This is a genomic window from Bradyrhizobium sp. CCGB20, assembly GCF_024199855.1.
In the GTDB taxonomy this organism is placed as follows: Bacteria; Pseudomonadota; Alphaproteobacteria; order Rhizobiales; family Xanthobacteraceae; genus Bradyrhizobium.
In genome coordinates this window covers 7,880,399-7,902,494 of sequence record NZ_JANADN010000001.1, presented here as the reverse complement: position 1 = coordinate 7,902,494, position 22,096 = coordinate 7,880,399, and the positions used below count along the sequence as shown (strand labels likewise).

Annotated in this window: 18 protein-coding genes; 5 read left to right on the top strand and 13 right to left on the bottom strand. The window is 60.1% G+C overall.

The window, feature by feature from the left end; translation table 11 throughout:
• Positions 1-35 precede the first annotated feature (35 nt).
• Entirely contained in the window at positions 36-860 is an 825-nt protein-coding gene (locus NLM15_RS37150) for a haloacid dehalogenase type II (RefSeq protein ID WP_254122962.1), read from the top strand.
• A gap of 235 nt (positions 861-1,095) precedes the next feature.
• On the top strand, positions 1,096-2,679 hold the full coding sequence (locus tag NLM15_RS37145) for an OprO/OprP family phosphate-selective porin (protein ID WP_375166905.1): 1,584 nt from the start codon (positions 1,096-1,098) through the stop codon (positions 2,677-2,679).
• Positions 2,680-2,789: 110 nt separating this feature from the next.
• On the opposite strand, the gene NLM15_RS37140 is transcribed toward NLM15_RS37145, so the two are convergent.
• The 5 genes from NLM15_RS37140 to NLM15_RS37120 all read right to left on the bottom strand — a co-directional run bounded on the left by NLM15_RS37140 (position 2,790) and on the right by NLM15_RS37120 (position 6,643).
• On the bottom strand, positions 2,790-3,677 hold the full coding sequence (locus NLM15_RS37140; protein WP_254122961.1) for a haloalkane dehalogenase: 888 nt from the start codon (positions 3,675-3,677) through the stop codon (positions 2,790-2,792).
• A 96-nt stretch (positions 3,678-3,773) separates the two neighbouring features.
• On the bottom strand, positions 3,774-4,307 hold the full coding sequence (locus tag NLM15_RS37135) for a YkgB family protein (RefSeq protein WP_254122960.1): 534 nt from the start codon (positions 4,305-4,307) through the stop codon (positions 3,774-3,776).
• Between the two features lie 109 nt (positions 4,308-4,416).
• A complete protein-coding gene (locus NLM15_RS37130; protein WP_254122958.1) occupies positions 4,417-5,127 on the bottom strand; it encodes an SDR family NAD(P)-dependent oxidoreductase in 711 nt (236 codons plus the stop codon).
• Positions 5,128-5,550: 423 nt separating this feature from the next.
• Positions 5,551-6,063: a YkgB family protein gene (locus NLM15_RS37125; protein ID WP_254122956.1), complete on the bottom strand. Its 513-nt coding sequence runs from the start codon at positions 6,061-6,063 to the stop codon at positions 5,551-5,553.
• Positions 6,064-6,106: 43 nt separating this feature from the next.
• A complete protein-coding gene (locus NLM15_RS37120) occupies positions 6,107-6,643 on the bottom strand; it encodes a carboxymuconolactone decarboxylase family protein (RefSeq protein ID WP_254122955.1) in 537 nt (178 codons plus the stop codon).
• 132 nt (positions 6,644-6,775) lie between these two features.
• Here NLM15_RS37120 and NLM15_RS37115 point away from each other — a divergent pair, with 132 nt between their 5' ends.
• Complete coding sequence (locus NLM15_RS37115; protein WP_254124608.1) at positions 6,776-7,771, top strand: cupin domain-containing protein; 996 nt, start codon at positions 6,776-6,778, stop codon at positions 7,769-7,771.
• A gap of 29 nt (positions 7,772-7,800) precedes the next feature.
• Here NLM15_RS37115 and NLM15_RS37110 read toward each other — a convergent pair whose 3' ends face one another.
• From NLM15_RS37110 to NLM15_RS37085, 6 genes are all read right to left on the bottom strand, one after another.
• On the bottom strand, positions 7,801-8,118 hold the full coding sequence (locus tag NLM15_RS37110) for a hypothetical protein (protein WP_254122953.1): 318 nt from the start codon (positions 8,116-8,118) through the stop codon (positions 7,801-7,803).
• 136 nt (positions 8,119-8,254) lie between these two features.
• On the bottom strand, positions 8,255-9,859 hold the full coding sequence (locus NLM15_RS37105) for an ATP-binding protein (protein WP_254122951.1): 1,605 nt from the start codon (positions 9,857-9,859) through the stop codon (positions 8,255-8,257).
• Positions 9,860-9,985: 126 nt separating this feature from the next.
• Positions 9,986-10,417, bottom strand: coding sequence for a VOC family protein (locus NLM15_RS37100; protein ID WP_254122949.1), 432 nt, complete (start codon positions 10,415-10,417; stop codon positions 9,986-9,988).
• Between the two features lie 29 nt (positions 10,418-10,446).
• On the bottom strand, positions 10,447-12,210 hold the full coding sequence (locus NLM15_RS37095) for an MOSC and FAD-binding oxidoreductase domain-containing protein (RefSeq protein WP_254122947.1): 1,764 nt from the start codon (positions 12,208-12,210) through the stop codon (positions 10,447-10,449).
• 54 nt (positions 12,211-12,264) lie between these two features.
• Positions 12,265-13,146, bottom strand: coding sequence for a DUF427 domain-containing protein (locus NLM15_RS37090; protein ID WP_254122945.1), 882 nt, complete (start codon positions 13,144-13,146; stop codon positions 12,265-12,267).
• A 228-nt stretch (positions 13,147-13,374) separates the two neighbouring features.
• Positions 13,375-14,130 (bottom strand): sensor histidine kinase, encoded by a 756-nt coding sequence (locus NLM15_RS37085; protein WP_254122943.1) that lies wholly within the window; start codon positions 14,128-14,130, stop codon positions 13,375-13,377.
• Positions 14,131-14,414: 284 nt separating this feature from the next.
• Here NLM15_RS37085 and NLM15_RS43690 point away from each other — a divergent pair, with 284 nt between their 5' ends.
• The gene (locus NLM15_RS43690) at positions 14,415-15,347 is read left to right on the top strand and encodes a helix-turn-helix domain-containing protein (protein WP_305887441.1); all 933 of its coding nucleotides are present in this window, start codon (positions 14,415-14,417) and stop codon (positions 15,345-15,347) included.
• A gap of 120 nt (positions 15,348-15,467) precedes the next feature.
• Here NLM15_RS43690 and NLM15_RS37075 read toward each other — a convergent pair whose 3' ends face one another.
• Positions 15,468-20,987, bottom strand: coding sequence for an AAA family ATPase (locus NLM15_RS37075; RefSeq protein ID WP_254122941.1), 5,520 nt, complete (start codon positions 20,985-20,987; stop codon positions 15,468-15,470).
• A gap of 131 nt (positions 20,988-21,118) precedes the next feature.
• The gene (locus tag NLM15_RS37070) at positions 21,119-21,400 is read right to left on the bottom strand and encodes a hypothetical protein (protein WP_254122939.1); all 282 of its coding nucleotides are present in this window, start codon (positions 21,398-21,400) and stop codon (positions 21,119-21,121) included.
• A gap of 199 nt (positions 21,401-21,599) precedes the next feature.
• Here NLM15_RS37070 and NLM15_RS37065 point away from each other — a divergent pair, with 199 nt between their 5' ends.
• Positions 21,600-21,965, top strand: a complete 366-nt coding sequence (locus NLM15_RS37065; RefSeq protein ID WP_254122937.1) for a response regulator transcription factor — start codon at positions 21,600-21,602, stop codon at positions 21,963-21,965.
• Positions 21,966-22,096: the final 131 nt, after the last annotated feature.

The window sequence follows — 22,096 nt, the reverse complement described above, 5'->3', positions numbered from 1 at the left end:
CTGCTGAAATCAGCCGATATCCAATGGAGTAAACCATGATGCAGGACGAAACCCCCAGGTCGATTGGGCGTCGTAAGCTCTTGTCGGGACTCGGCATCGCCGCCGCCGGTGGGATCACTGCGAACCTCATGGGGAATACCAGCCACGCGAACGCCGCCGCCGCCAAGGAAACGTCCGACGCACCCTCGATCCTCGTGTTCGATGTCAACGAAACACTGCTCGATATAGAGTACATCAGTCCGGTGTTTGAGCGCGTTTTCAATGATCGAAAGATCATGCGAGAGTGGTTCAATCAACTGATCCTGTATTCCAACGCAGTAACGCTGTCCGGCCCCTACCTTACCTTCTTCGATCTCGGTCAAGGGATCTTGAAGATGCTTGGCACCATCTATGGCGCCAAGGTAACTGCATCGGACATCGATGATCTCCGCACGCGAATGCTGACGATGCCAGCTCATCCCGATGTTCTCGCGGGACTGAAGCAACTGAAGGAGGCGGGCTTCCGTCTGGTAAGCTTTACGAACTCCCCTCCGGATCCAAAGGCCAGTCCGCTCAAAAATGCAGGCATTGCCGAATGGTTTGAGAGATCCTTCAGTGTCGACCGGGTCCGTCGCTTCAAGCCGGCTGCCCAGGGCTATCATCTCGTGGCCGAAGAACTAAACGTTGCACCGTCCTCGCTCTGCATGGTCGCGGCTCATGTCTGGGACACAATCGGTGCACAGAGCGTCGGCTACTCAGGTGCTTTGATCACCCGTGCCGGGAACGCGCCGCTCCTCGTCGATAACCTCCCTCAGCCTCAGATCGCTGCACCGGATTTGCCTGGCGTTGCAACCGAGGCTATTCGGCGGTGGCGAAGCTAAGCACGAAGACGAACGACACCGGGGATGCAGTCATCCCGCTGTGCGGGCGACCAGTGTTGTAGTGATCCTGCCGTTCCGCAAGCGGTTCGCCAACGTGATCGAGCACGACAACAACGTCTCGTTCAACGAGCCGTCGTGCAGTTTGGGTTTCTGCGGCGAGCCCGCTTGCCACTGTTGAAATACGTTCTCGCCAACTGCGGAGGCCTCCCAAGTTGAGCCCCGTTTGGAGTCTTACATGCACATCAATCGTTTCGCATCCACCATGATGCTCACGGCAACCGCGCTCACGTCAGTCTCGATTCAACCAGCGCGCGCATCGAACGCGGGCGGTAACGATGCGGAGATATCGTCCTTGAAGCAGCAATTGCTTTTGCTCGAACACAGGCTGGATATACTCCAGAAGGAGACGGCAGCGAGTGCGGCGGCCGCGGCGAATGCAAAGGCCGAAGCAAAGGCGGCAGCAAGAACCGCGGTTACGATTCCAGCGAAAGCTCCGGTGCCGTATTCCGGCGCGCTCGTATCGATGCCGAATAACCGGCCGACCATCTGCAGCGCCGACGGCGAGAACTGCATCGGCATCACGGGCCGCCTGCATTGGGATGTCGGCGGTTACGATTACGGTCCAAACACGGCGGCGACCTCGCCGCAACGACTGAATTCTGGTGAGAACGTCCGCCGCGCGCGCATCGGCATCGCAGGCAAATTCCTCGGCGACTGGAATTTTGCCTTGGTCTATGATTTTGGCGGTTCGTCGGATGGCTTCGGCGGCGCGGCGCCGGGGTCTCTCCCGGGTGGGGGCGTCTCGGGACTTGAGAATGCCTACCTGAGCTACACGGGCCTCAAGCCGTTCGGCGGTAAGATGGCGATCGAAGGCGGCATCATGGACATTCCATGGACGATCGACGAGGCCACGAGCTCCAACGAAACGACGTTCCTGGAACGCTCGTCAGCTCAGGTCATCGCGGTCAATGTCGCCGCCGGAGATTTCCGTTCGACGTTCGGTACGCGCTGGTGGAACGACTCGTTCTGGGTCGGCGGTTACGTCACCGGTCCGACCACGGGTTCAATACATTCCGCTTCCAGCGTGACGCCTGCGGGATCCACCGAACAGTATGGTGCGGTAGCCCGCGCTGCGGGCCAGCTCGCCAGCGGCAACAATTACTCGTTGCACCTCGGTGCCAACGCCGAGTGGCTGATCCAGCCGCCGCGTAATCTTGTGACCAACGCGCAGACGGTTTCGTTCAGCGATCGTCCAGAGCTGCGGATCGATCCGACCGCGCTGATTTCGACCAGCGCAATCGCCAACGCCTCGGGTGTACAGGTCTACGGTGCCGAAGCCGCGGCAAGCTATGGGTCGCTGTACGTCCAGGGTGAGTATTACTGGTACAATGTCGATCGCGATGCATCGACGGGACTGGCGCCGATCGGTGCACCGAGCCTTCATTTTCAGGGGGGCTATGCGCAAGCAAGCTATGTGCTGACCGGCGAGACCCGCACCTACAATGCGTCAACTGCCTCGTACAGCGGCGTTAAGCCGGCGGATCCATTCTCGCTGCGGGGCGGCGGCTGGGGCGCTTGGGAAGTCGCAGGCCGTGTCTCGACGATCAATCTCAATGACAGGCTGGCAACCGCAACTGGGGTCGCAGGCGGTCGGCAGACCGTCTACACAGCGGGCTTGAACTGGTACGTCAATGGCAATCTCCGCTTCATGCTGGACTATCTGCACGGCGACGTCGCCAAGCAACAGTCGCCGACTTCAACGGCAGACACCGGCGCGACATTTGATGCGGTAGCAATGCGGACCCAGTTCGCATTCTAAGGCAGGAGCGCATTGCCTCCTTTGGGATTGATCCGGGCAGCTACCGATTAGGACGAATGAGTCCTAATCGCCAAGGGTGCCGACGATGCACCAGGTCTTACTGGCGCCTCTTAGCCGAGTGTCTTCATCCAGTCGACGACCGCACGTCCGATTTCGTCCGGCGAATCTTCCTGGACGAAATGGATTCCCGCCACGCTCCTCTCGGTCAGAGCCGGCCACCCACGCACGAGGTTGACCAGCGTATGATTGTCAAGGATCGCACCGGGCTCAGCCTTCAGAAACAGCTTGGGCACGTTGCTCTTCCCCAGCCAGTTCGCATAGTCGGTCGCAATCGCAACCACGTCGGCAGGCTCGCCCTCGATTGGTATTTGCCGGGGCCAGGTCAGTGTCGGCCGTCGTCCCTCGCCAGGATCGGCGAACGGCCGTCGGTACTGTGCCATCTCCTCGGCGGAGAGCTTTCGCAGGATGGCGTTCGGCAGGATTTCTTCGATGAAATAGTTGTTCTGCAGCACCATCGTCTCGCCGGCCTCCGAGCGCAGCGCCTCCAAGGCGGGACGCATTCCCATCTTGTCCCAGTGGTCCTTACCTTGCGGCGCCACGATCGCCTCCATGAACGCGATTCCCTTTACGGCCTCGCGATGGCGATTGGCCCAGTCGAAGCCGAGAGCCGAGCCCCAGTCATGGATGACCAAGGTAACTCGCTCGCGTACCTCCAAGGCCTCGAGCAGGGCATCGAGGTAGCGGCGGTGCTCGACGAAGCGATACGAGCTGGGACCACTGTCAGGCAACTTGTCTGAATCGCCCATGCCGATCAGGTCGGGGGCGATGCAGCGTCCGAGTGGCTGCAGATGCGGCAACACGTTGCGCCACAGGTACGAGGAGGTGGGATTGCCATGCAGCAGCACAATGGGGTTGCCTTCTCCCACCTCCACGTAGGCCATCTCTCTGCCCAGAACTTGCCGTCGCTTTTTTTGGTACGGAAACGCCGCGGAGATCATACCGTGTTCCTTTTCTCATTAATGTCCGACGTCGCTCGATGCGTATCGTTTCAGCCCACCATCACGACGGTGTGGATCATGATTTGCGAGTGCTTCTTAGTTCGTAGCGGACAACATGCTACCTTCTCGGGCCAATGTCGGTTTCCCGCGCGCCGCGATGACTCGCTGAACATCCTGCTTCAGCAGATAGACAGAGACAGTCAGCAAGACGAGATCCTTCAAGAGGAAAGCGGCGACCATTCCCATGGCTGGGAACCCTCCGGCGCCGGGATCCCAGGCGTCAGGAGCGAATGGCAGGATCGTAACGGTTGCAATGAAGGTGCAGCAGGAGCCGAGAGCGCCAAGTACACCCAGTTTCTTGTTCCAATATCCCAGGAGCAGTAGCGAACCAAAGGTCCATTCTGAAGCTCCCAGAAGAACGCTCGTGCCGCCGATGCCCAGGACCGGAATCGTCCAGAAGATAAACGGGCCGTGGGTGATCAATGGAAGCAGCCCTTTGATCTCGGATTCGAACCATTTGTCGTACCCGAACCACGCGAAGATGATCACCATCGAGGCACGGAGCAGGTGATAATCGAGATCGCGCCGCAGCAGGCCCGAACGGCCGAGCGTATCGATGATGAAGTTCATGGTGTCCTCCTATTGAAAAAGACAGGAGCGTCGCCATGACGACGGCTCCGCCGGTGGGATAACTCGAGAGAGATGGGCTTGCCCGCGAATTGCAGCGGCAGTCTCTGAATCAGTGACCTGCGATCTGGCCACCATCAACGTGAATGGTTTCGCCGGTTACGAAGCTGGCGTCTTCCAGGTAGAGGATCGCCTGCGCAATATCCTCGGGTTCACCCATCCGCTTGAGGGGATGCAGCGATGCCACGGCTTCGTGCGTCTCGGGAGCGTGAAGAGGTGTCTTGATCATGCCGGGAGCCACCGCATTAACGCGAATGCCGCGGGAGGCGTATTCGATTGCGAGACCACGCGTCGCGGCGGCGAGGCCGCCCTTGGTTATCGACGCCAGAACCGCAGGGACGCTCGAGTTGGCGTATTCGACCAGGGTGGTCGTTATCTGGACGACGTGCCCCCCTCCTTGCTCCAGCATCGCCGTGATGGCACGCTGCGTAATGAAGAAGAAGCCGTTCAGGTTGGTTGCGAGAACGTCTTTGTAATTCTGTTCGGTATATTTCTCGAACGACCCGGGGATGAAGATACCGGCATTATTGATCAACGTGTCAACACGTCCGAATCGCTCCAAAGCAGACTCGATGACACGCCTTCCAGTTTCCGGATCGGCTATGTCGCCGCGAATTGCCAGAAAGTCAGGATCGGAAGATGGTGCGATCGATCGAGATGTTGCGACAACGCGATAGTTGCGGCGGCGATATGCTTCGACGATTGCTTCGCCGAGGCCCCGCGAAGCCCCCGTAACGACAACAACCTTCTGGTCCGTGTTCATGGTACGCCTCGCCTGGTTGTGCTGTATTTCAGCTACAAAGATAGATTTGGACGGCGTACCCGACGGCGAGAACATGTCGGTTCCGAGTGGCGATTCCTCGGAGAGTGAGAAGCCCGCGGTCAGATCCAGCTCGCCGAGAGTTTCGTCGAACGCACTGCTTGTCGTACGATGCCCACTGACAGGACTGACCACAACCTAGCGGTTGTGCTGCCGTATCGCATACCGAAGTATGGGTTCTCGACTGTTGGCCAGTGCAGGACATCGGTAGCGCGAGGTCTTCTTGCGCCGCGCTATGACTTGCCGCTCGCTGCCAGACGTCTGCGGGCCGGATCAGCGGCCATTCCTCGATCCCGTTTTCGCTTGCGCGGGGAAGTGCCAGCGAGCGGGAAGGCTCGCTGGTGAGGCTCGTAGTCAACGTTCCAGTCATTGTCGCGCCAGGCGAGCCAGGTCCTGCCTCAACAGATAGAAAGAGACAGCGAGCAGAACGACGTCCTTCATCAGGAAGGGCACGTTACCCGTCATCGCCGGGAAACCTCCCGCAGCGACATCCCAGCCCTCCGGCATGAAGGGAATGATGGTGACGGTCGCGATGAAGGTGCCGGTCGAGCCGAGGGCGCCAAGCACGCCGAGCCAGTGGCTCCAGAAGCCTGCGAGCAGCAGCGCGCCGAACGTCCACTCCGAGAGCCCGAGGAAATAGCTGGCGCCGGCATGGCCGAATACGGGATAGAGCCACCAGATCAGCGGGCCGTTACTGATGAATGGATCCAGTCGTTCGAATTCGTATGGAAACCACTTCTGGTAACCGAAGAAGAAAAACATGATCACCATCGCCGCGCGAACGACTTGATAGTCGAGATCTCCTGCGAGCAGGCCGGATTGGCGCAAGGCGCGGACAAGAGAACTTTGAGCGGAATTGGTGTTTGCAAGTGTAGTCATGATCGTGATCCTGATTTGCGATGGTCGACGACATGCGGTCGGATTACGCGGCCGTCGGGAAGTCGATCTCGGTGTCGTTGATGCGGTTGAAGATGTTGGTGAACGCCGTGGTGGCAAAGGCAAGGCTGATGTCGACGAGTTGCGCATCGCTGTAGCCGGCGGCCTTGATCGCGGCGAAATCCTTGTCGCTGACCGTGCCACTTGTGCGCGCGAGCTTGTCGACGAAAGCCACGAGTGCATCACGCTGGGCGTCGCCAGTGGGCAAGCCATCGCGGATTTGCTTCACCACCTCCGGCGGCAGGCCGACGAGCCTTCCGAGATGGCTGTGGGCGGCGACACAATAGTCACAGCCGGCGGCCTCGCTGATGACGAGCTTGACAATCTCCTTGTCGGACTTGGTCAGGCCGCCGGAGGCGAGCACGGTGTCGGCGGCAAGGATGGCCTTGAGAGCGGCCGGGCCATGGGCGGCGATGGCCGCGAATGTGTTCGGCACGCTGCCGATGGCCTTCTTGATCTGGGCATAGACCTGGCCGGACGGGCCGGCGTCAACTTCGAGGTTGGGGACGGAAAGACGGGCCATGGTGGCACTCCTTGCTTGGGTTGGTGAACGATTGCGGAGTGACAATATGGTGCGGGTCTGAGATATTGAATGCTTCAAAGGCGCGTTTATATGCTCATTCGTCTCATGTCGGGGCAGTGACCGAGGGATATGATGGATTGGCTGAGCCGACTGTTCGAGATGATGCCGGTGCGCGGTCGTCTGGACCTGCGCTGCTCCTATGGCGCGCCTTGGCGGATCGAGCAGGGACCAGGCGAGGCCAACGAAATCCCGTACCATGCGGTGCTGGTAGGCTCAGCGATGCTGGAGAATCCAGCGGGAGGCCGGCCGCTGCAGCTCAAGGCCGGCGACATTGCGCTGCTCCCGAGCAACCCCCGGCACGTCATGCACGACGGCAGCGGGGCTGCGCCGCTGAAGGCCCGCAACCGGGCGTCACTCAATTTTACGATCAGCGAAAATCCCGGCTCGGATCAGCGGCTCGATCTGTTGTGCGGACACTTCGCGATCGCCCCGCCGCACGACCGGCTGCTGCGCCATTATCTGCCGCCGATCCTCATCGTCAGCGCCGGCGCGCGAGCCGGACAGCCGGACACGGCGGAGCAACTTGCAGGCCTCGTTGCCCTGATGCGTGTCGAGACGACGGACGATCATCTTGGAGGCCGCGCGATGCTGAACGCACTATCGACGGCGATGTTTACGCTGGTGCTGCGCCTCGCCAGCGAGGCCGGGAACGCGCCGCGGGGGCTGCTTGCGCTCGCGGGTCACCCCCGACTGGCACCGGTGGTCGGAGCCATGTTCAACGAGCCGGCACGCCCGTGGACACTGCCCGAGTTCGCGCAACTCGCGAACATGTCGCGTGCGACACTCGCCCGTCAATTCCAGGAAAAGCTCGGTCGTTCGCCGAGTGACCTGCTGACGGACATCCGAATGACCCTCGCCGCGAACGAGCTAAGGAAATCCCCGATTTCGACCGGAGCGGTCGCGGAAGCGGTTGGATACTTGTCCGAGGCGGCGTTCCAGCGCGCGTTCAAGAGCCACATGGGCATCACGCCTGCGCAATGGCGGAAGGAGGCGCAGAACCCGGCGACGATTGACGACCTGGAACTGGCCGAGACCACCGAAGCGATGCCTGGCGCGGACGACGTTTAGGCGGCCGAGCGCGAAGCGGCCGGATCACCTCAACATCCACGGCAGATGATCAGCTTGCGATTAAGGATCTGATCGAGTCGTTGCTGCTCATTCTCGGACGCCGACCGTGGGCTCGATGGCGGCACGTCGTCTCTGCGCGGCTGGTGGTGGCCGACCGGGGCGAGCCAGGGCAGGCGCGACGTCGGCTCGGCGGATGCGATATGCTCGGCCCCACGCGCCGGCAGATCGGGCAAGATTTCGAGGGACGTGCTTCGGGCGGATGCATTCGCGGACGACAGCAGGCCGACCAGGAGAAGGCCCGCAGCGGCGGAGCGGATCGAGCGTGTCCGGGGCGAAAAGCGGAACATGGTGGCACCTCATTGTCGGAGGCTCAGGGTGAGCAGCTCCTCTGGCGACCACAATATTCAGGGGCTGTGGACCTCTGAATGCCGCGCGATCTCGAAAACATGCTCGTTCATCTCAACCGGCCCCGGCCACGTGGTGTCAATTGCTTCGACCTGCGCTCTTGGCTGGTTCGGCCGGGAGCACAACTTCGAACTTCGCGCCACTGCTGCCGTCTGACGATGCGATAAGATGGCCGCCGTGCCGTTCGATAATCTGTCGGCAAATAGCCAGTCCCAATCCCATCCCGGCCGGTTTCGTGGTCACGAATGCATTGAAGATGCTGTCGAGCTGGGTCGGATCAATTCCGGGGCCGGTATCCTCCATCACGATTGTGACTGCACTATCAACACGTCGCTCGGTCCTCACCCGCAGTGCCCGCCTTCGATGCGCGATGCATTGCATCGCCTCAATTGCATTGTGGGCCAAATTGAACATGACCTGCTGCAATTGAGTTCGATTGCCGTCAAGGTCGGACAGCTCGTTCAGTTCGGACGAGACGGCGATCTCATTGTCCGACAATTCCCCTTCAACGGACTTCAGCACATCACGGATAATCTCGTTCACGTCGACTGCCTCTCGTCTCTGATCGACTCTTCCAAACAGAGCGCGAATGCCGTCGAACACTTTGCTGGTACGTTCACTTTCGCTGATCATTCTGCGCAGGGATTTACGGATCTTCTCATGATCGGGCGGCGTCTTTTCGAGGTAGTGCAACGCGGCGCCGCCGCTCGCAACAATCGCCGTCAGGGGTTGTCTCACTTCGTGGGCAATCGAAGCTGCTGTCGCCTGGATGTTCAATAGCTTGTTGTTTCGTTCGCGCTCCAACAGCGTGTAGGAACGCGCAAGCCGCGCATACAATTTGGTTATTTCCAGGAGTAGCAGCAGCAGAACGACGATCGAGGTGAAGAGCCAAAACACGCGTCCTGCGTAGAAGCCGACCGAGAAGCGAAGAACCGCAAGCGAAAAGCATGCTTCTTCCAGGATCAATGCGATCGAGATCAACATCAGCCAGTAGTCGAGCACGGTTCGCCTTCGGGTCCACAGCGCCGCAAGAGAGATGACCGTAAGAGCGATGATAGATACGTTGATGATTGTCAGGTGAGCCGGAATGGCGTGCGTTCTATCGCTTACAATGGTGGGCAGGTACTCGTGGCCGGCGGTGGACAGAAGTGTAAGTCCGCCGACAGAGAACACCACAATTGCGATACTGCCGTAGATTCCAGATAGCGCCCAGGACGGCGGCAGAGGACTTTCGTCGTCTGTACCCCTTAGCAGCGCGTAGCACAGCAGCGTGGCTGGAAAGACGAAGTGCGCAGCGAAGAAGAGCCATGGGGATGTTTGCGGGCCCGCGCCGATCAGGCCGGTCACCGTAAATGCGCCGGGAAACGTGAGAGCGTGTGGAATAATGATCAATGCGGTAAACAGATAGCCGGTTGCCAGCACCAGGAATCTGCGCGAGGGAACGATCGAGCATTGGGCGTATAACAGAACCGACGTAATGAGATCGTTGATCGACATCACGGCAGCGACCGATGGCTCTATCGCGTTGAACTCCGGGAGTTGCGTGTGCTGGAACGGCAGAAGTGCGATGAAAGCGAGACACAGGACCACCACGACAACTAGCACAAATCGGAGGTGTCGCGGTCCCGCTGGTTGGATTGCCAGGGAAATCACGGTGTCATCGAAGCTTTGTGGCGCGGCCACGCCGGTCTCCACACGTTGTTGGCCAGCTCGATCCGCTGGCGGGCGAACTCCGCATGAAGCGGGTGTCGCGGCCCTCCTGTCCTGGCGACATCGCGCAACATGACGCCGTTGACGCTGTCGCATCCGTCAAGCGGTGCGGTAGCCTCGTTCCTGGAGCATCCAGCGGTTTCCGTCCGGATCCGAAAAATCGGCAAAGCTGGCGTAGTTCCCGCGCGCCGGATCGAGGCCGGGGGCGAAGCCGCCGTCCCACGCTGCAATTGGCGTCTTGTGCCTGATATCACTGACTTGCACACCGCGTCCCAATAGGTCGCGGCGCGCAGTCTCCAAATCAGTGACCACAAGATACGCGTTGCGGAGTGATCCGACGGGCGCGTCGGTGATCCCTTTGCCGATCTGAATCGAGCAACTGGAACCTGAAGGAGTGAGCTGTACAACCCGGAATGCGTCGTTCGGCGAATAGTCGACGTCGAGCACGAAGCCAACCCTGTCGACATAGAAACGCAGTGCCCGCTCGACGTCTTCTACGGGAACGGTAATCACCTCGACCGAGAACTTCATGTTGGCCCCGCTGACTTCATTCTTGCGATCTACAAATCAATGATGACGTCTTGAACCGGCTGCGAGCAGCAGATCAGGAGATTGCCCTCGGCCGGCTTATCCAGCGGCGGCGGGTCATAGGCCACTGCACCTGACACCAGGCCGCTTTCACAGTTGTGACAGACGCCGGTCCGACACGACCAGCGGACCGGAACGTCACACGCCTCGGCCAGCTCCAAAATGCTCGTGTAAGCCGACGGTTTCCAATGGGCGGCGATGCCGCTTCGCGCGAAGGATACCAGCGGGCCGCTGTCGGTGGCATCCTTGGGCGGGTGCGGAGCTCGCATGGCCGCGCCGACGATGCCGGGAATCAATGACTCGCCGCCATTGAAGAGTTCCAAGTGAATGCGCTCCGACGTCGTTCCGAATGCTGCGAGCGCCTGTTTCATGTCCGCCATGAAGCGAGCCGGTCCGCAGAGGTAGACGTCCGCCTCGCGCGGGATACCGATGTCCTCGAAGAGCGGTCGTGATAGGTGGCCAGGAGCATCAAAATCCTTGCCGAGCTTGTCGCGCGAATCCGGTCTGCTGTAGCAGACAAAGCTGCGGCCTCGGGGGAGGGCAAGCATGAGGCGGCGTACTTCGTCGGCGAATGGATGATGCTGCCCGTCGCGTGCGGCATGCAGCCAAAAGATTTGTCGTGTCGAGCGGGTCGCTGCCAAGGCGTGCAACATGGCCAGAACGGGCGTTGCTCCGATCCCTGCGCTGAGCAACACCACCGGTCGTTCTCTGGATTGCAGGATAAAGCCTCCGCGTGGAGAACTCACCTCGAGGACATCGCCTGCCCGAACGTGATCCCTCAGGTAGCTCCCGGCCGCTCCGCCCGGCTCGATCTTCACGCTGATCCGATAGTTCTCCGTCGATTGAGGACCCGAGAGCGAGTAGCTGCGAATGAGCGGCGAGTCGTCGGTTTTCGGAAGGCGTAGGACCAGGTACTGGCCGGGTAGAGGCAGTGGCAGCGGCTCATGATCCGGATGCTGCAAGGAAAGAGAAACGACATCCACGGCCTCCCGATCGATCGACGCAACAACGAGCGCGCGAAATCCCGGGGCGGCCGGATGTGCAGCGGCTGCCGGGGCGAGGCCTGCATTGCCGCTCCCTCCCGCATCACTGGTCCGGCTCTGAAGTAACGCCTCAAACGACGAGCGCCATCCCGGCGAAAGTGCTCCGATTCGCAAGGCTCGTTCCAACCGATCGCGCGGGTGATCGGGCGAATAGAGCAGAGCGTTGATCTCGGCGATCGTCATTCGCTCGGTGGCCTCGCCCACCTTCACGATTTCGTCGCCGGCGCCGACCTCGCCTTCGCTCAGGACGCGGAAGTAGAACCCTGGCCGTCCGCTGGACGTCAGCAATGCTGGCATCTTCGGCTCGTTGGTCCGGATGCCGACGCGATAGCAGGTCACCCGCGGCTGGGTGACCTCGAACACGGCACTACCGATTTGATAACGATCGCCTATGCAAACAGCATCGTCGGGCAGTCCTTCGACCGTAAAATTCTCGCCGAACTGTCCGTGGACGAAGTCAGTGCGGTTCAGTTGCTTCTGCCAATAGTGATACGAATCGATCTGGTAGACGAAGACTGCTCGCTGCTCACCACCGTGGCCGTTCAAATCGCCCTGGCCATCTCCGTCCAGGTTCAACCGGCCAACTCGACATCGGCCATGCACGGGAGCCTTCCAGATCCCGGTGCGGACCGTGCGATCCTTCCAGGTGATGTTACGCGGAAGTCCCACATTCACTGACAGAAGTCGCGCCATGTGCTGCTCCGTTTCGACGGGCTTAAGCCCTTTCCTGCTGGTCGCAGCATCTGTTTACCGGCCACTAGGCGCCGGCTCTTTGACTATTTCGGCGACGTCGAGATTCCGATCTGGGCCGTGCGGAACGACCGACTGGCCCGGCTCGAGATGCATCTGCTTGCCATCGAGATGAACCGTCACGATGTCTGGTTCGAACGACACAAAATTGGAGATGCGGCGGACTTCGGGATAGGGGTCGGGATAGGACCATGCCGCCTGGCGTGTCTCTCCGATGGAATAATAGCTGCAGAGACCCTTGTACGGGCAGAAGGTCTGGAGTTTCACCGCGGTGAGGGCGGACTCATCGACGTCGGCATGTGGAACGTACCAGCGGGGGGCAAAACCGGATTCGTAGAGGACCAAGGGCCGCCTTGTATCGGCGATGACCCGGCCCTGATGGTTGACGACGAGATGACGGGAGGCCTGGCGAATGTCGATCCGGTGGTAGGGATCGGCTGCATGGCCCACGATGCGCTCATCTTCCTCGTAAAAGGCATCCATGGCACGCCAGGCGAAGGCGACCAGACCCTGCAAGTCGCTCGCATGGGCGGGCAGGTCTGTGTGCTGCCACGCTCCTCGCGCCGCAACGTGTTGCTCGTCCGACCGGACGCTGTACCAGGACGTGGGCCCAAGATCCGCGTGTTGACTGGTATGCTCGGTGCGCTCCAAGATCTGCGGGGAAACGTCGGTTTCCGGGAAATAGGCCACAGGATAGCGGCCGGGCTCAAAGAGCAAGAGGATTTGCTCGCTGTCGGCGATCCAGCGTCCTCCAAAGCGAACGCGCATGCGCCGGCGTAACGGCTCGACATACAACAGTCGCTTGGGCAGCGGCTCGGAGACGAGGAAACGGCCGATTGCTCCCGTTGAAAGCGGGCCTTGTTGCCAAGATAATCCCACAGTTCCCTCCTTGCGGTGCAGCAGCTGGTGAACCTGTTCCCGCTTGTGCGGCTGCCGCGGTGATCCAAACGAGTATATTTCGGCCGCCGTCTGGCTTTGGTTACAGGCGATCGCGCAATTTTTGCCACGACGTTGGCCTGAATGAATGCCCGACAGGATACGAGTAGACCCCGGCCGTCTCGCGACCGTGGGTACGACGGAGGCGGGCTACGCGAGCCGCGACGATCGCTAAGGCCCCACTCGCGGCAGACTCACAGCGAACGTCGCGCCGTAGGAAGGATTGGATCTGGCGTCGATGGAGCCGCCGTGAGCAATAACGACTCGCCGACACAATGCGAGACCCAGACCCATGCCGCCCTTCTTCGTCGTGTACAGGGGATCGAACAGATGCGCCGCCGGGCCCTCGGGAAGGCCGACGCCGTTGTCCTCGAATTCGGCAACCACGATCTCTGAACTCGTAAACGTTCGAATGTTCAATGTCCTCTGACGGTCTGGTACTCCAAGCAAGCTATCGATCGCGTTTTGGATGAGGTTCAGCATCACCCGGAGCATCAGATCCTTGTTGATCTTTGCGATTGGCGAGTTCCGATCCAAACATACCTGCATTCTAACGTCAGCCTGGTTGATTGGCGGTTTCGATATCTGAAGCGCTTCGTCGACAACGGAGTTCAACGGCCGTTCCGCAAAATCGATCAAGATGTTCGACGACAACGACTGCAGGTCCACGATGGTCCGCCCGGACCTGCTCGCTACGGCGCGGATGCGCCTTATGGACCTCGTGGCGGCGGCGACGTCGGGCGTGTCGCGGTCGAGCCAGCGCAAGGCGGCGTCGGCACTCGAAATAATCGCGCCGAGCGGCTGATTCACCTCGTGCATGATTGTCCCAGCGAGTTCACCGAGCCGCGTCAATCGCAGCCTGCGATCACTTTCCTGCTCGGTTCCACGAAGGAGATCGACTGCTGTCCTCAGTTCGAAGAGATCCATCACGACGCTCCGCAAGTTCAGCATCGAGCTGACCCTTCAGCACCGTCGCCTCCTTGTCGCGATGCAGCATGGGGTCGATGCTGGTGACCCGTTCCATTCCGGCCGCTACCTTATCAAGGACCGCGTTATAGTTCTTGAATAGACCTGACGTTCGTTTTGGACGAATCTGACCGGGTGCGACGACGACCAATCCGGTTCCATACGTCATCTCGAGAGCGGTGGCTGACGAAACGGACGTCAAGTTTTTTGAGAGATGAATCAATCCAGCAAATACGAGCTAAGCGATGAAAGATCACAGCAGGATGGCGAGAGAGAAGCCGTCGGACTTCTTGTCCGATCCCAAAGACGGCATATGCCTCGTTCGAGAGATCGCTGGCGCAAAATTCGCCAGGGCTGGCCTCAACGCTGTTCATACCCTGAGACGCCGACAAGGCGCGGAAATGACTTCAATGCATCTCCGCGAAAACATGTACATGGTGACCGTATATCTCACGGACCATCCCGAGGCACAGGACGTCTGGAAGGATGGTCATCACGCCATGCGGCCAGCGATGAAAGCAGGAGCTATCTCCCTTTTCGACATGCGCTATCATTGGGAGGGCGATAACATGGCGCCGTTCGAAGCGCTCAATTTCTTCGTTCCAGATCTTGCCTTTGACGAGACCGCGCGCGAACTTGGCTCTGCCTTCTCCGGTTTTGACTACGACGTCGAACGCGAGTACAGGGACGAGGTCGCGACATCGCTTGCCCGCGCTGTAATACCGGCATTGAGCCGGCCGGCAGAGATTCCCATGCTATTCGTCGACCACGTGTTCTCTGCACTGCGTATGCGCTTGCTTGTTGCCCATTGCGGATTGCGCCTTCCTGAAGTCATGGTGGGATCGAAACTTTCCGACCACGAGGTGACCCGCATCAAGGAGCTTCTTCTCGATGATGCAAGTGCAGATCGCTCGGTCGCAGAGTTGGCCGGCGCATGCGGGCTTTCTACAGGGCAGTTCTCGCGTGCCTTTAGGCGGACACTGGGAACGTCGCCGCACCAATGGCTCCTTGAGCAGAAGATAGCGCGTGCCAAGTGCCTGCTACGCGGGAAGGGATCGATCAGCGAGATCGCACTCGAGTGTGGTTTTGCGGATCAAAGTCATCTGAACCGTGTGTTCTTGCGTAAGGTCGGGATAACACCCGGCGAGTGGAGGCGTGCAAAGTATTTCGACGCCTAGTTTTGATGAGGGATCGCCGCATCGACTGCGCCCTGATCGAGTTCGTCCTCGAAGTCGTGCCGAATGAGGTCGCCACTGCGTCGCGGGGCTGTTGTCGGGTCTCACCCGTCACCGCGCGTCTCAACCGGCGCTAAGTCCGTCATCGATTGGTACGGTGAACTGGAAAACCGCTCCGCGTGGTTCGTTTGCAGTCGCCCACAGCCTGCCGCCATGAGCAATGATGATCGAGCGGCATATCGATAGTCCAACGCCCAGGCCGCCGGGCTTGGTCGTGTAGAAGGGCTCGAAAAGCCGCTCGAGGCTCTCCGAAGACAATCCCGGACCCGAATCCGCGATCGATACGAGTATGCTCTCAGCGTCTGCTCTCGCGGTCTGGATCAGCAACTCCCGCTTGTCTTCCGTTGCTCCACTCATCGCCTCGATGGCGTTCAGGATCAGGTTGAGCGTGACCTGTTGCAGCTCGACGCGATCGCCAATGACCTTGGGCAAGCGATCGGCGAATGCAGTCCGGATGAAGACATCGTGCCGAGTCGCTTCAACTTGAGTGAGTTCGATGACGTGGCCGATCACGTTGTTGATCGCCAGGGAATCTCGCTTGGGCGGTGCCTTCTTTATGAGATCGCGGATTCGCCCAATGACCTCGCTGGAACGGATGCCGTTCTCGATGGTACGTGTCAGCGCCTTGCGTGTTTGTTCCAGCGCCGGCGGGCGGTGATCGAGCCAGCTCAATGCCGCTTGCGCGCTAGCGATAACAGCGGTGTTCGGCTGATTGACCTCGTGGGCAATCGACGCAGTAAGCTGCCCCATCACCGCGACACGGTTCGCGTGGGCCAGCTCCATCTGAGCCTCGCGGTATCGCCGCTCGCTCTCACGTGCCTCCGTCTCGGCTTGCTTGCGTTGGCTGAGATCAAGCACAAAAGCGACACCCTGCTCGTGTTCGTCGTCAAACAACGCCCCGCCGGTCAGCACCGGCACCCGACTGCCGTCCTTGCGGAAGAACTCCTTCTCGAACGGCTGAGCAACCCTCGTCGCCTTCAACTCGACCCTGGCGCGAGAGGTGCGCTCCTGCCATTCCGGCGGCGTCAAGTTGGCCCAGCGCAACCGGCCTGCCTTGAGATCCTCGCGGTCATATCCCATGGTCTTCAGAAAGGATTCATTGGCGTCGAGGATGTCGGGAGTGTGGTCGAAGATGAAGATCCCGATGATGTTGGACTCGACCAGTCGACGAATCCTCGACTCGCGCTCCTGGAGCTCCCGATACAGACGAGCATTGTCGAGTGACGTCGCTGCCTCCGACGCGAGAAATTTGAGGATGGCGATCCGGGCGGGGGTAAACACCCGCGACGCGAGATTATTCTCGAGATACAGAAATGCCACGGCCTTCCCTTGCTTGATAAGCGGGACACACAGGGCCGACCGGACACGTTTTTGGTCGATGTATTCGTCGCCGCCGAACGCGACGTTCGTCGAGGCATCATCGAGAACGACGCTTTCTTGCGTCCGAACCGTGTAATGTACGATCGACACCGGTACCTCGGCGGCGGAGATCGGGGAATCGGCTAAATTGAACGCAACCGAGCCACCGCCGATCACCGCTTCCGCCCGAATTCGCAGCTCGGAGCCCCTCAGTAAAATCAGCACGCCGCGTTCTGCACCTGCGTGTTCGAGAGCCGAGCGCAGTAAGGTTTCCGTGAGCTTCTCCAGTACGATCTCGCCCGAAACAGTCTCCGATACCTTGAGAACCGTCGCGAGGTCCAACTGATCTACGGGGGCTCCGATCGTACCCGCCGCGTTGGGCGTAGACCCTCTCCCCCGGAGGCCTGGATGGAGTTGCTCGAGCTGGCTCACCTTCGCCTCGGCGCCCCAGCGCGCGTAGCAATCCCGCGCTTTCGTCAAGTAAGATAGAACCACCGTTCGAATGCCACGCGCCTCGTAAAACCTTGCTGCTCGCTCCGCAGCAATTGCCTCGATCTGTACGAATCCGGCTTCCTGCGCCAGGTGGATCGCCTCTTCGTATAACTGTTCCGCCTCGAGTTCGCGACCTTCGACGCGTGCAAGCTCGGCTGCGATGAGCTTGTGCCGAGCGGCGAAGTTTGCGGGGCAGCGGGTCGCCCAGGCCATGAGCTTCCGGTGGTGTTCGCGGAGGTCGCCGAGGCGTTGATCACGATGCTCAGGTGGCGATACGTGACAGGCTGCAGCATGGGCGAGCGCCGTGTAGAACCGGTACTCGGTGAAATCCGAATAGGCCCGGACGCACCATGAGAGCTGCTCCGCGTGTTCAGCGAGGAGAATTGCGACATCGTCGCGTCCGGCAATGACCTCGAGCTGAATCTGCGCCGCGTAGCGGAAGAAGGCGCTTAGTGGTTCGGTCGCGTCGGAGGGATGGGGCGCTCCCGCAATCTCGAAGCCGTCCACTCCATCGCGTGCCATCAGACTCAGCGCCAGACTTCGTTGGGTGGCCAAGCCCTCCGTAGCCAACCGGACGCCCAAACCCTCGGCGAATGCCAGAGCCCGCTCGGCGTTTGAGCAGACTTCCATGAGCGGATCGCCGCAGAAGAGATCCACTGATAAGAGCCCGCGGTGCGAATACGCTGCGAAAGCCAGATCTCCGGTCGTCAGGCAAATTGCAAGAGCGCGCTGTATGAATGACCGTCCCGATCGGATCGGACGTATCCACGGAGTCACATGGAGGCCGAATACCAAAAGTGCACGGCCGCTCAATCCTATCTGCGGCTGCTTTTCGGCAAGGGCTGTGCCGAGTTGCGACAGTCGGAATCCAAGCTCGGCATCGGACGAATTGCTCGCGAGCACACCGAATATGGCGGTCAGAGGGTAGCACGATTCAGGACTGACCCCGTGCTCGAGCGTCAGTCGGGTAGCTTCCACGAGCATGATGTCGGATAGGTTGCGATCGGTGAGAAACGCAGGCGTGACGAGGTCCGCCAGAACGCTCATCGTTGCGCGATGGTCCGGATCGATCATCGGCGGCAAGGCGTGAAGCTGGTCGTCGGATAGCTCTTCGACCAGACCTCGGAGGCGTTGTCGATCTTCATTCACCTCGCTGCGGCTGGGGTGGGGCGACCAGACAATCCCAGCCTTGCGCAAAAACGCGAGACAGACGTCCACCGCCTGTTCGAGCCGTCCCGCAGCGGTATATAACTGCGCCCGAAGCCTGGCGACATCAGCGCTTGCCCGAACATCCGAACAGCTCTGCGATAGGATCGTTAATTCTACCTCTGCCGTGTTCAAGTCACCGAGCAGAAATTTGCATTCGGCGTTGAGCAAGCCGATCGCAAAGGCGTCCTGGCTGCATCGCGGATGACCGTCCTCTCCGAGCAGTTCACGGGCGACCTCAAGGTAGGATATCGCTGCGCGGTAAGCCGTCGCATTTCTCGCCCGTCGGCCTGCAGCGAGATTGACGGCAATAACCCTTTCTCTTTCAGGTCCGCGCGTCAAAGCGGCTCGGCCACGGTTGAGTTGGTTGGCAACGATATAGACGCGTTCGCTTGCTTCGTCCGGAGTCAGCTGCGCCGCCAGCGTCATGCCGATCCGAAAGTGAAGGGCCGTCCGCTTATTCTGGTTCGGCTGAAGTGCGTAAGCGGCCTCTCGCACACGATCGTGCACGAATGTGTAGGAGCTCTTGAGGCGCCGGACCAGTTCGAGACGAGTGGCCTCGCGCAAATCCGTGTGGAGTCGCTGCTCGGATGTTCCGTGCACGAGGGAGAGTGTCGTTATCTCGGCTCCGTCGCCCAAGCAAGCCAGCTCCAGCAAGGCCTGACGTGTCTCGTCGCGCAGACCGCTCAACTTGCCGACCATGAGATCGGCGACGTTGTCGGCGTATCGTTTTCCTTTGGCGCGTTCGAGATCCCAGCGCCACTGTCCCTTGTCATGACCGAATGTCAGTATTTCTTCTTCGGCCAGTGTTCGAAGAAATTGCGTTAGAAAGAACGGATTTCCATCCGTCTTGTCATATATCAGCTGGGCTATCGGCCTGGCGTATGCCAGCTCGCAGTGAAGTGCGTCTGCCGTGAACTCCTCGACGGCGGCGCGAGTGAGCGGCGTTAGATTGATTTCCACCACCCTTACACGGGAGGCACGAAGGTCGACCAGCCTTTGTGCCAGCGAATGCTTGACGTCGACCTCATTGTGACGATAGGCGGCGATGAGAAGCAAATTGCGCAGATCGGATCGCCTCAAGAGATCGTGGACTAGATCCAGCGTGGCCACGTCGAGCCACTGCAGGTCGTCGAGGAAGAGCACAAGGGGATGGTCCGAGTTGGCGAAGACGCCAACGAAGCGCTGAACGACAAGCCGAAAACGTCGCTGGGCGTCTTGTGGGGAAGCGTCCGGAACGGGTGATTGATCCCCGATCACCAGCTGTAGTTCCGGTACGAGATCGACCATCAGTTGGCCGAGGTGGCCGAGCGCCCCGCGTAACTTCCTGCGCCAGGGCTCGAGATCGGCGTCGTTCTTGGCGAGGAGGCCTCGGATAAGGCCCTGAAGGGCATGCGCGAGCGTCGCATAGGGCATATCGCGCTTGTACTGGTCAAATTTGCCCGACGCGAAGAATCCTCCCGATGGGAGCAGGGCTTTGTGCATTTCGTCGACGAGCGCGGACTTACCTACGCCGGAGGAGCCAGACACGAGGATCAATTCGGGCGTACCGTTCCGGGCGATGCGATTGAATGAGACACGCAAGGCCTCGATCTCTCGCTCTCTCCCATATAGCCGCTCAGGAATAAGGAGTCGGTCCGGTCGATCCTCTTGGCCGAGCGGAAAGCCCTCAATCCGGCCGTGCGCTTCCCATTCGACAAGGCAATGGTCGAGATCGTTCTTGAGGCCGGCGGCGGTCTGGTAGCGGTCCTCGGCCGTTTTGGCGAGGAGCTTCACGATGATGGCCGAGACGGCGCCAGGCACGCCGTTCACTCGTTCGGCGGGAGGAATAACTTGTCTTGCGATGTGGCTGTGTACCCATTCCATTGGGTTGGCCGCGGTGAACGGCAGGGCTCCCGTGAGCATTCGGTAGAATGTCACGCCGAGTGCATACAAGTCGCCGCGGGAATCGACCGACCGGTTCATTCGGCCGGTCTGTTCGGGCGCCATGTAGGCGAGGGTGCCCGCGATCATTTCCGGTGGTTCGAGTTGCTGTCGCTCACGCGGCAGGCGAGACGCGAGGCCAAATCCCGTAATCCTGATCTCGCCCGCTGCATCGACCAAGATGTTCGCCGGCTTCAGATCCTTGTGGATCAGGCCACTCTGATGCAGCTGCGCGATCGCGCCAGCCATGGCGGAAGCCATTCGCAAAAGGCGATCCAGCCTCATCGGCGTGCCAAGTAGACGCTCGAGCGGCTGGTTGCCGGGGTCTTCCAATATCAGCATTGTTCGACCGTCTTCGCGGACTAGCTCCAGCGGCATCGCGGCCCAAGCTCGATTCAATTCATCGCGCAAGGCGTATTCGTGTGCGAGCTGGTCGAGGACCATCGATGGCGGATGTTCCGCGACGGGCCTTACGGTCAAGACACTAGTGACGTTGCCATTTGCGTCATGACGCCATTCGCGGCAAAAGACGCGCTCGCCGTCGTCCCATAATATTTCGCGATCGGTATCCCGGTTCGAGGGGGGATGCGAGGATATCTTCATCTGCCGGACTCCGGAACCAGCCGGCCGCTCGCCGGAGAAGGCGCACCGAGTGTCAATCACCCCTCATCAACGTACTCTCGGGAGGAGTCCCCTACAACAGGCCTCATCAGAATGATCCCATGAGCGCCACGTCAATCGACTGACTCGACCGAAACGCGGTCGAGCTGCTCTTCGTCAAGCAGCTTTGTCGAGTTCTCAAGGCCATCTGGTGTCGGGTCAAGTGCCGCCTGTGCTGCTGTGCAGCCAGCCGGAGCGGCATCGGGAAAGAATGATTGCTCGTGACGAAAGTGCGCCGTCTTGCTGCTATTCGTCAGGTCGTCGTCGGTGGCGCGGGTGTCCGCCGAAAACCCATACCAAAGTATGGGTTTGTGCATCACAATCGTGAGATTGTGAAGGGAGGCAGCCAAACGCATGCTCCTGGCTCACCTGCGCAACCAGACGGCGCAGCTATTGGATTTTCCTCACTTGGGGAGACCGAAAATGGGCCTCGTGCGAGCAAGCGTCGAACGTCGCGACGGAAATGACCTGATCAACGAGGGAGCGGCTCACACGCCGGTCGACCTCGTCGCGATCGCGTTTCGATGATGTTGCCGACTTGCGAGGATAAGTCAGGTGAAGGTCCCCTTCGTAGGAGTCGTCGATGACGACGAGTCCCTGTGCTTCTCTTTGGTGGATCTGATGCGATCGATCGGTTACCGCTCAGAACCGTTTAACAGGGCGGAAGCACTGCTGAGCTATGTCGACCGTTTCAGCTTTGATTGCATCATCGCCGACGTTCACATGCCGGGGATGGGCGGGCTCAATCTCGTTCGTGAGCTTCAGGAGCAGAAGGTCGGAGCGCCGGTGATTCTCATCACTGCGCTTCCTCACAAGCAACTGGACGAGGAGGCCATGTCGATCGGCGCATTCTGCCTTCTCAGAAAGCCGTTCGAAACAAGTGTCCTGCTTGAATGTCTCGACAGGAGTCTTCGAGGATGAAAGCACTTTCCAGCGATGACAGATCGTCCGCCAGCGCTGCGCAACCGCCCGATGGCGGCGAATCGCGGCTTCAACCAATTCGGACGGACACGGCTCCGTTGCGAAATGATCGCCGGAGGACGGCCCGCTGG

Excerpts from the sequence above, each read along its gene's own strand:
- NLM15_RS37150 (WP_254122962.1), top strand. The coding sequence starts at position 36 with ATGATGCAGGACGAAACCCCCAGGTCGATTGGGCGTCGTAAGCTCTTG.
- NLM15_RS37145 (WP_375166905.1), top strand. The coding sequence starts at position 1,096 with ATGCACATCAATCGTTTCGCATCCACCATGATGCTCACGGCAACCGCG.
- NLM15_RS37140 (WP_254122961.1), bottom strand. The coding sequence starts at position 3,677 with ATGATCTCCGCGGCGTTTCCGTACCAAAAAAAGCGACGGCAAGTTCTG.
- NLM15_RS37135 (WP_254122960.1), bottom strand. The coding sequence starts at position 4,307 with ATGAACTTCATCATCGATACGCTCGGCCGTTCGGGCCTGCTGCGGCGC.
- NLM15_RS37130 (WP_254122958.1), bottom strand. The coding sequence starts at position 5,127 with ATGAACACGGACCAGAAGGTTGTTGTCGTTACGGGGGCTTCGCGGGGC.
- NLM15_RS37125 (WP_254122956.1), bottom strand. The coding sequence starts at position 6,063 with ATGACTACACTTGCAAACACCAATTCCGCTCAAAGTTCTCTTGTCCGC.
- NLM15_RS37120 (WP_254122955.1), bottom strand. The coding sequence starts at position 6,643 with ATGGCCCGTCTTTCCGTCCCCAACCTCGAAGTTGACGCCGGCCCGTCC.
- NLM15_RS37115 (WP_254124608.1), top strand. The coding sequence starts at position 6,776 with ATGGATTGGCTGAGCCGACTGTTCGAGATGATGCCGGTGCGCGGTCGT.
- NLM15_RS37110 (WP_254122953.1), bottom strand. The coding sequence starts at position 8,118 with ATGTTCCGCTTTTCGCCCCGGACACGCTCGATCCGCTCCGCCGCTGCG.
- NLM15_RS37100 (WP_254122949.1), bottom strand. The coding sequence starts at position 10,417 with ATGAAGTTCTCGGTCGAGGTGATTACCGTTCCCGTAGAAGACGTCGAG.
- NLM15_RS37095 (WP_254122947.1), bottom strand. The coding sequence starts at position 12,210 with ATGGCGCGACTTCTGTCAGTGAATGTGGGACTTCCGCGTAACATCACC.
- NLM15_RS37085 (WP_254122943.1), bottom strand. The coding sequence starts at position 14,130 with ATGGATCTCTTCGAACTGAGGACAGCAGTCGATCTCCTTCGTGGAACC.
- NLM15_RS43690 (WP_305887441.1), top strand. The coding sequence starts at position 14,415 with ATGAAAGATCACAGCAGGATGGCGAGAGAGAAGCCGTCGGACTTCTTG.
- NLM15_RS37075 (WP_254122941.1), bottom strand. The coding sequence starts at position 20,987 with ATGAAGATATCCTCGCATCCCCCCTCGAACCGGGATACCGATCGCGAA.
- NLM15_RS37070 (WP_254122939.1), bottom strand. The coding sequence starts at position 21,400 with ATGCGTTTGGCTGCCTCCCTTCACAATCTCACGATTGTGATGCACAAA.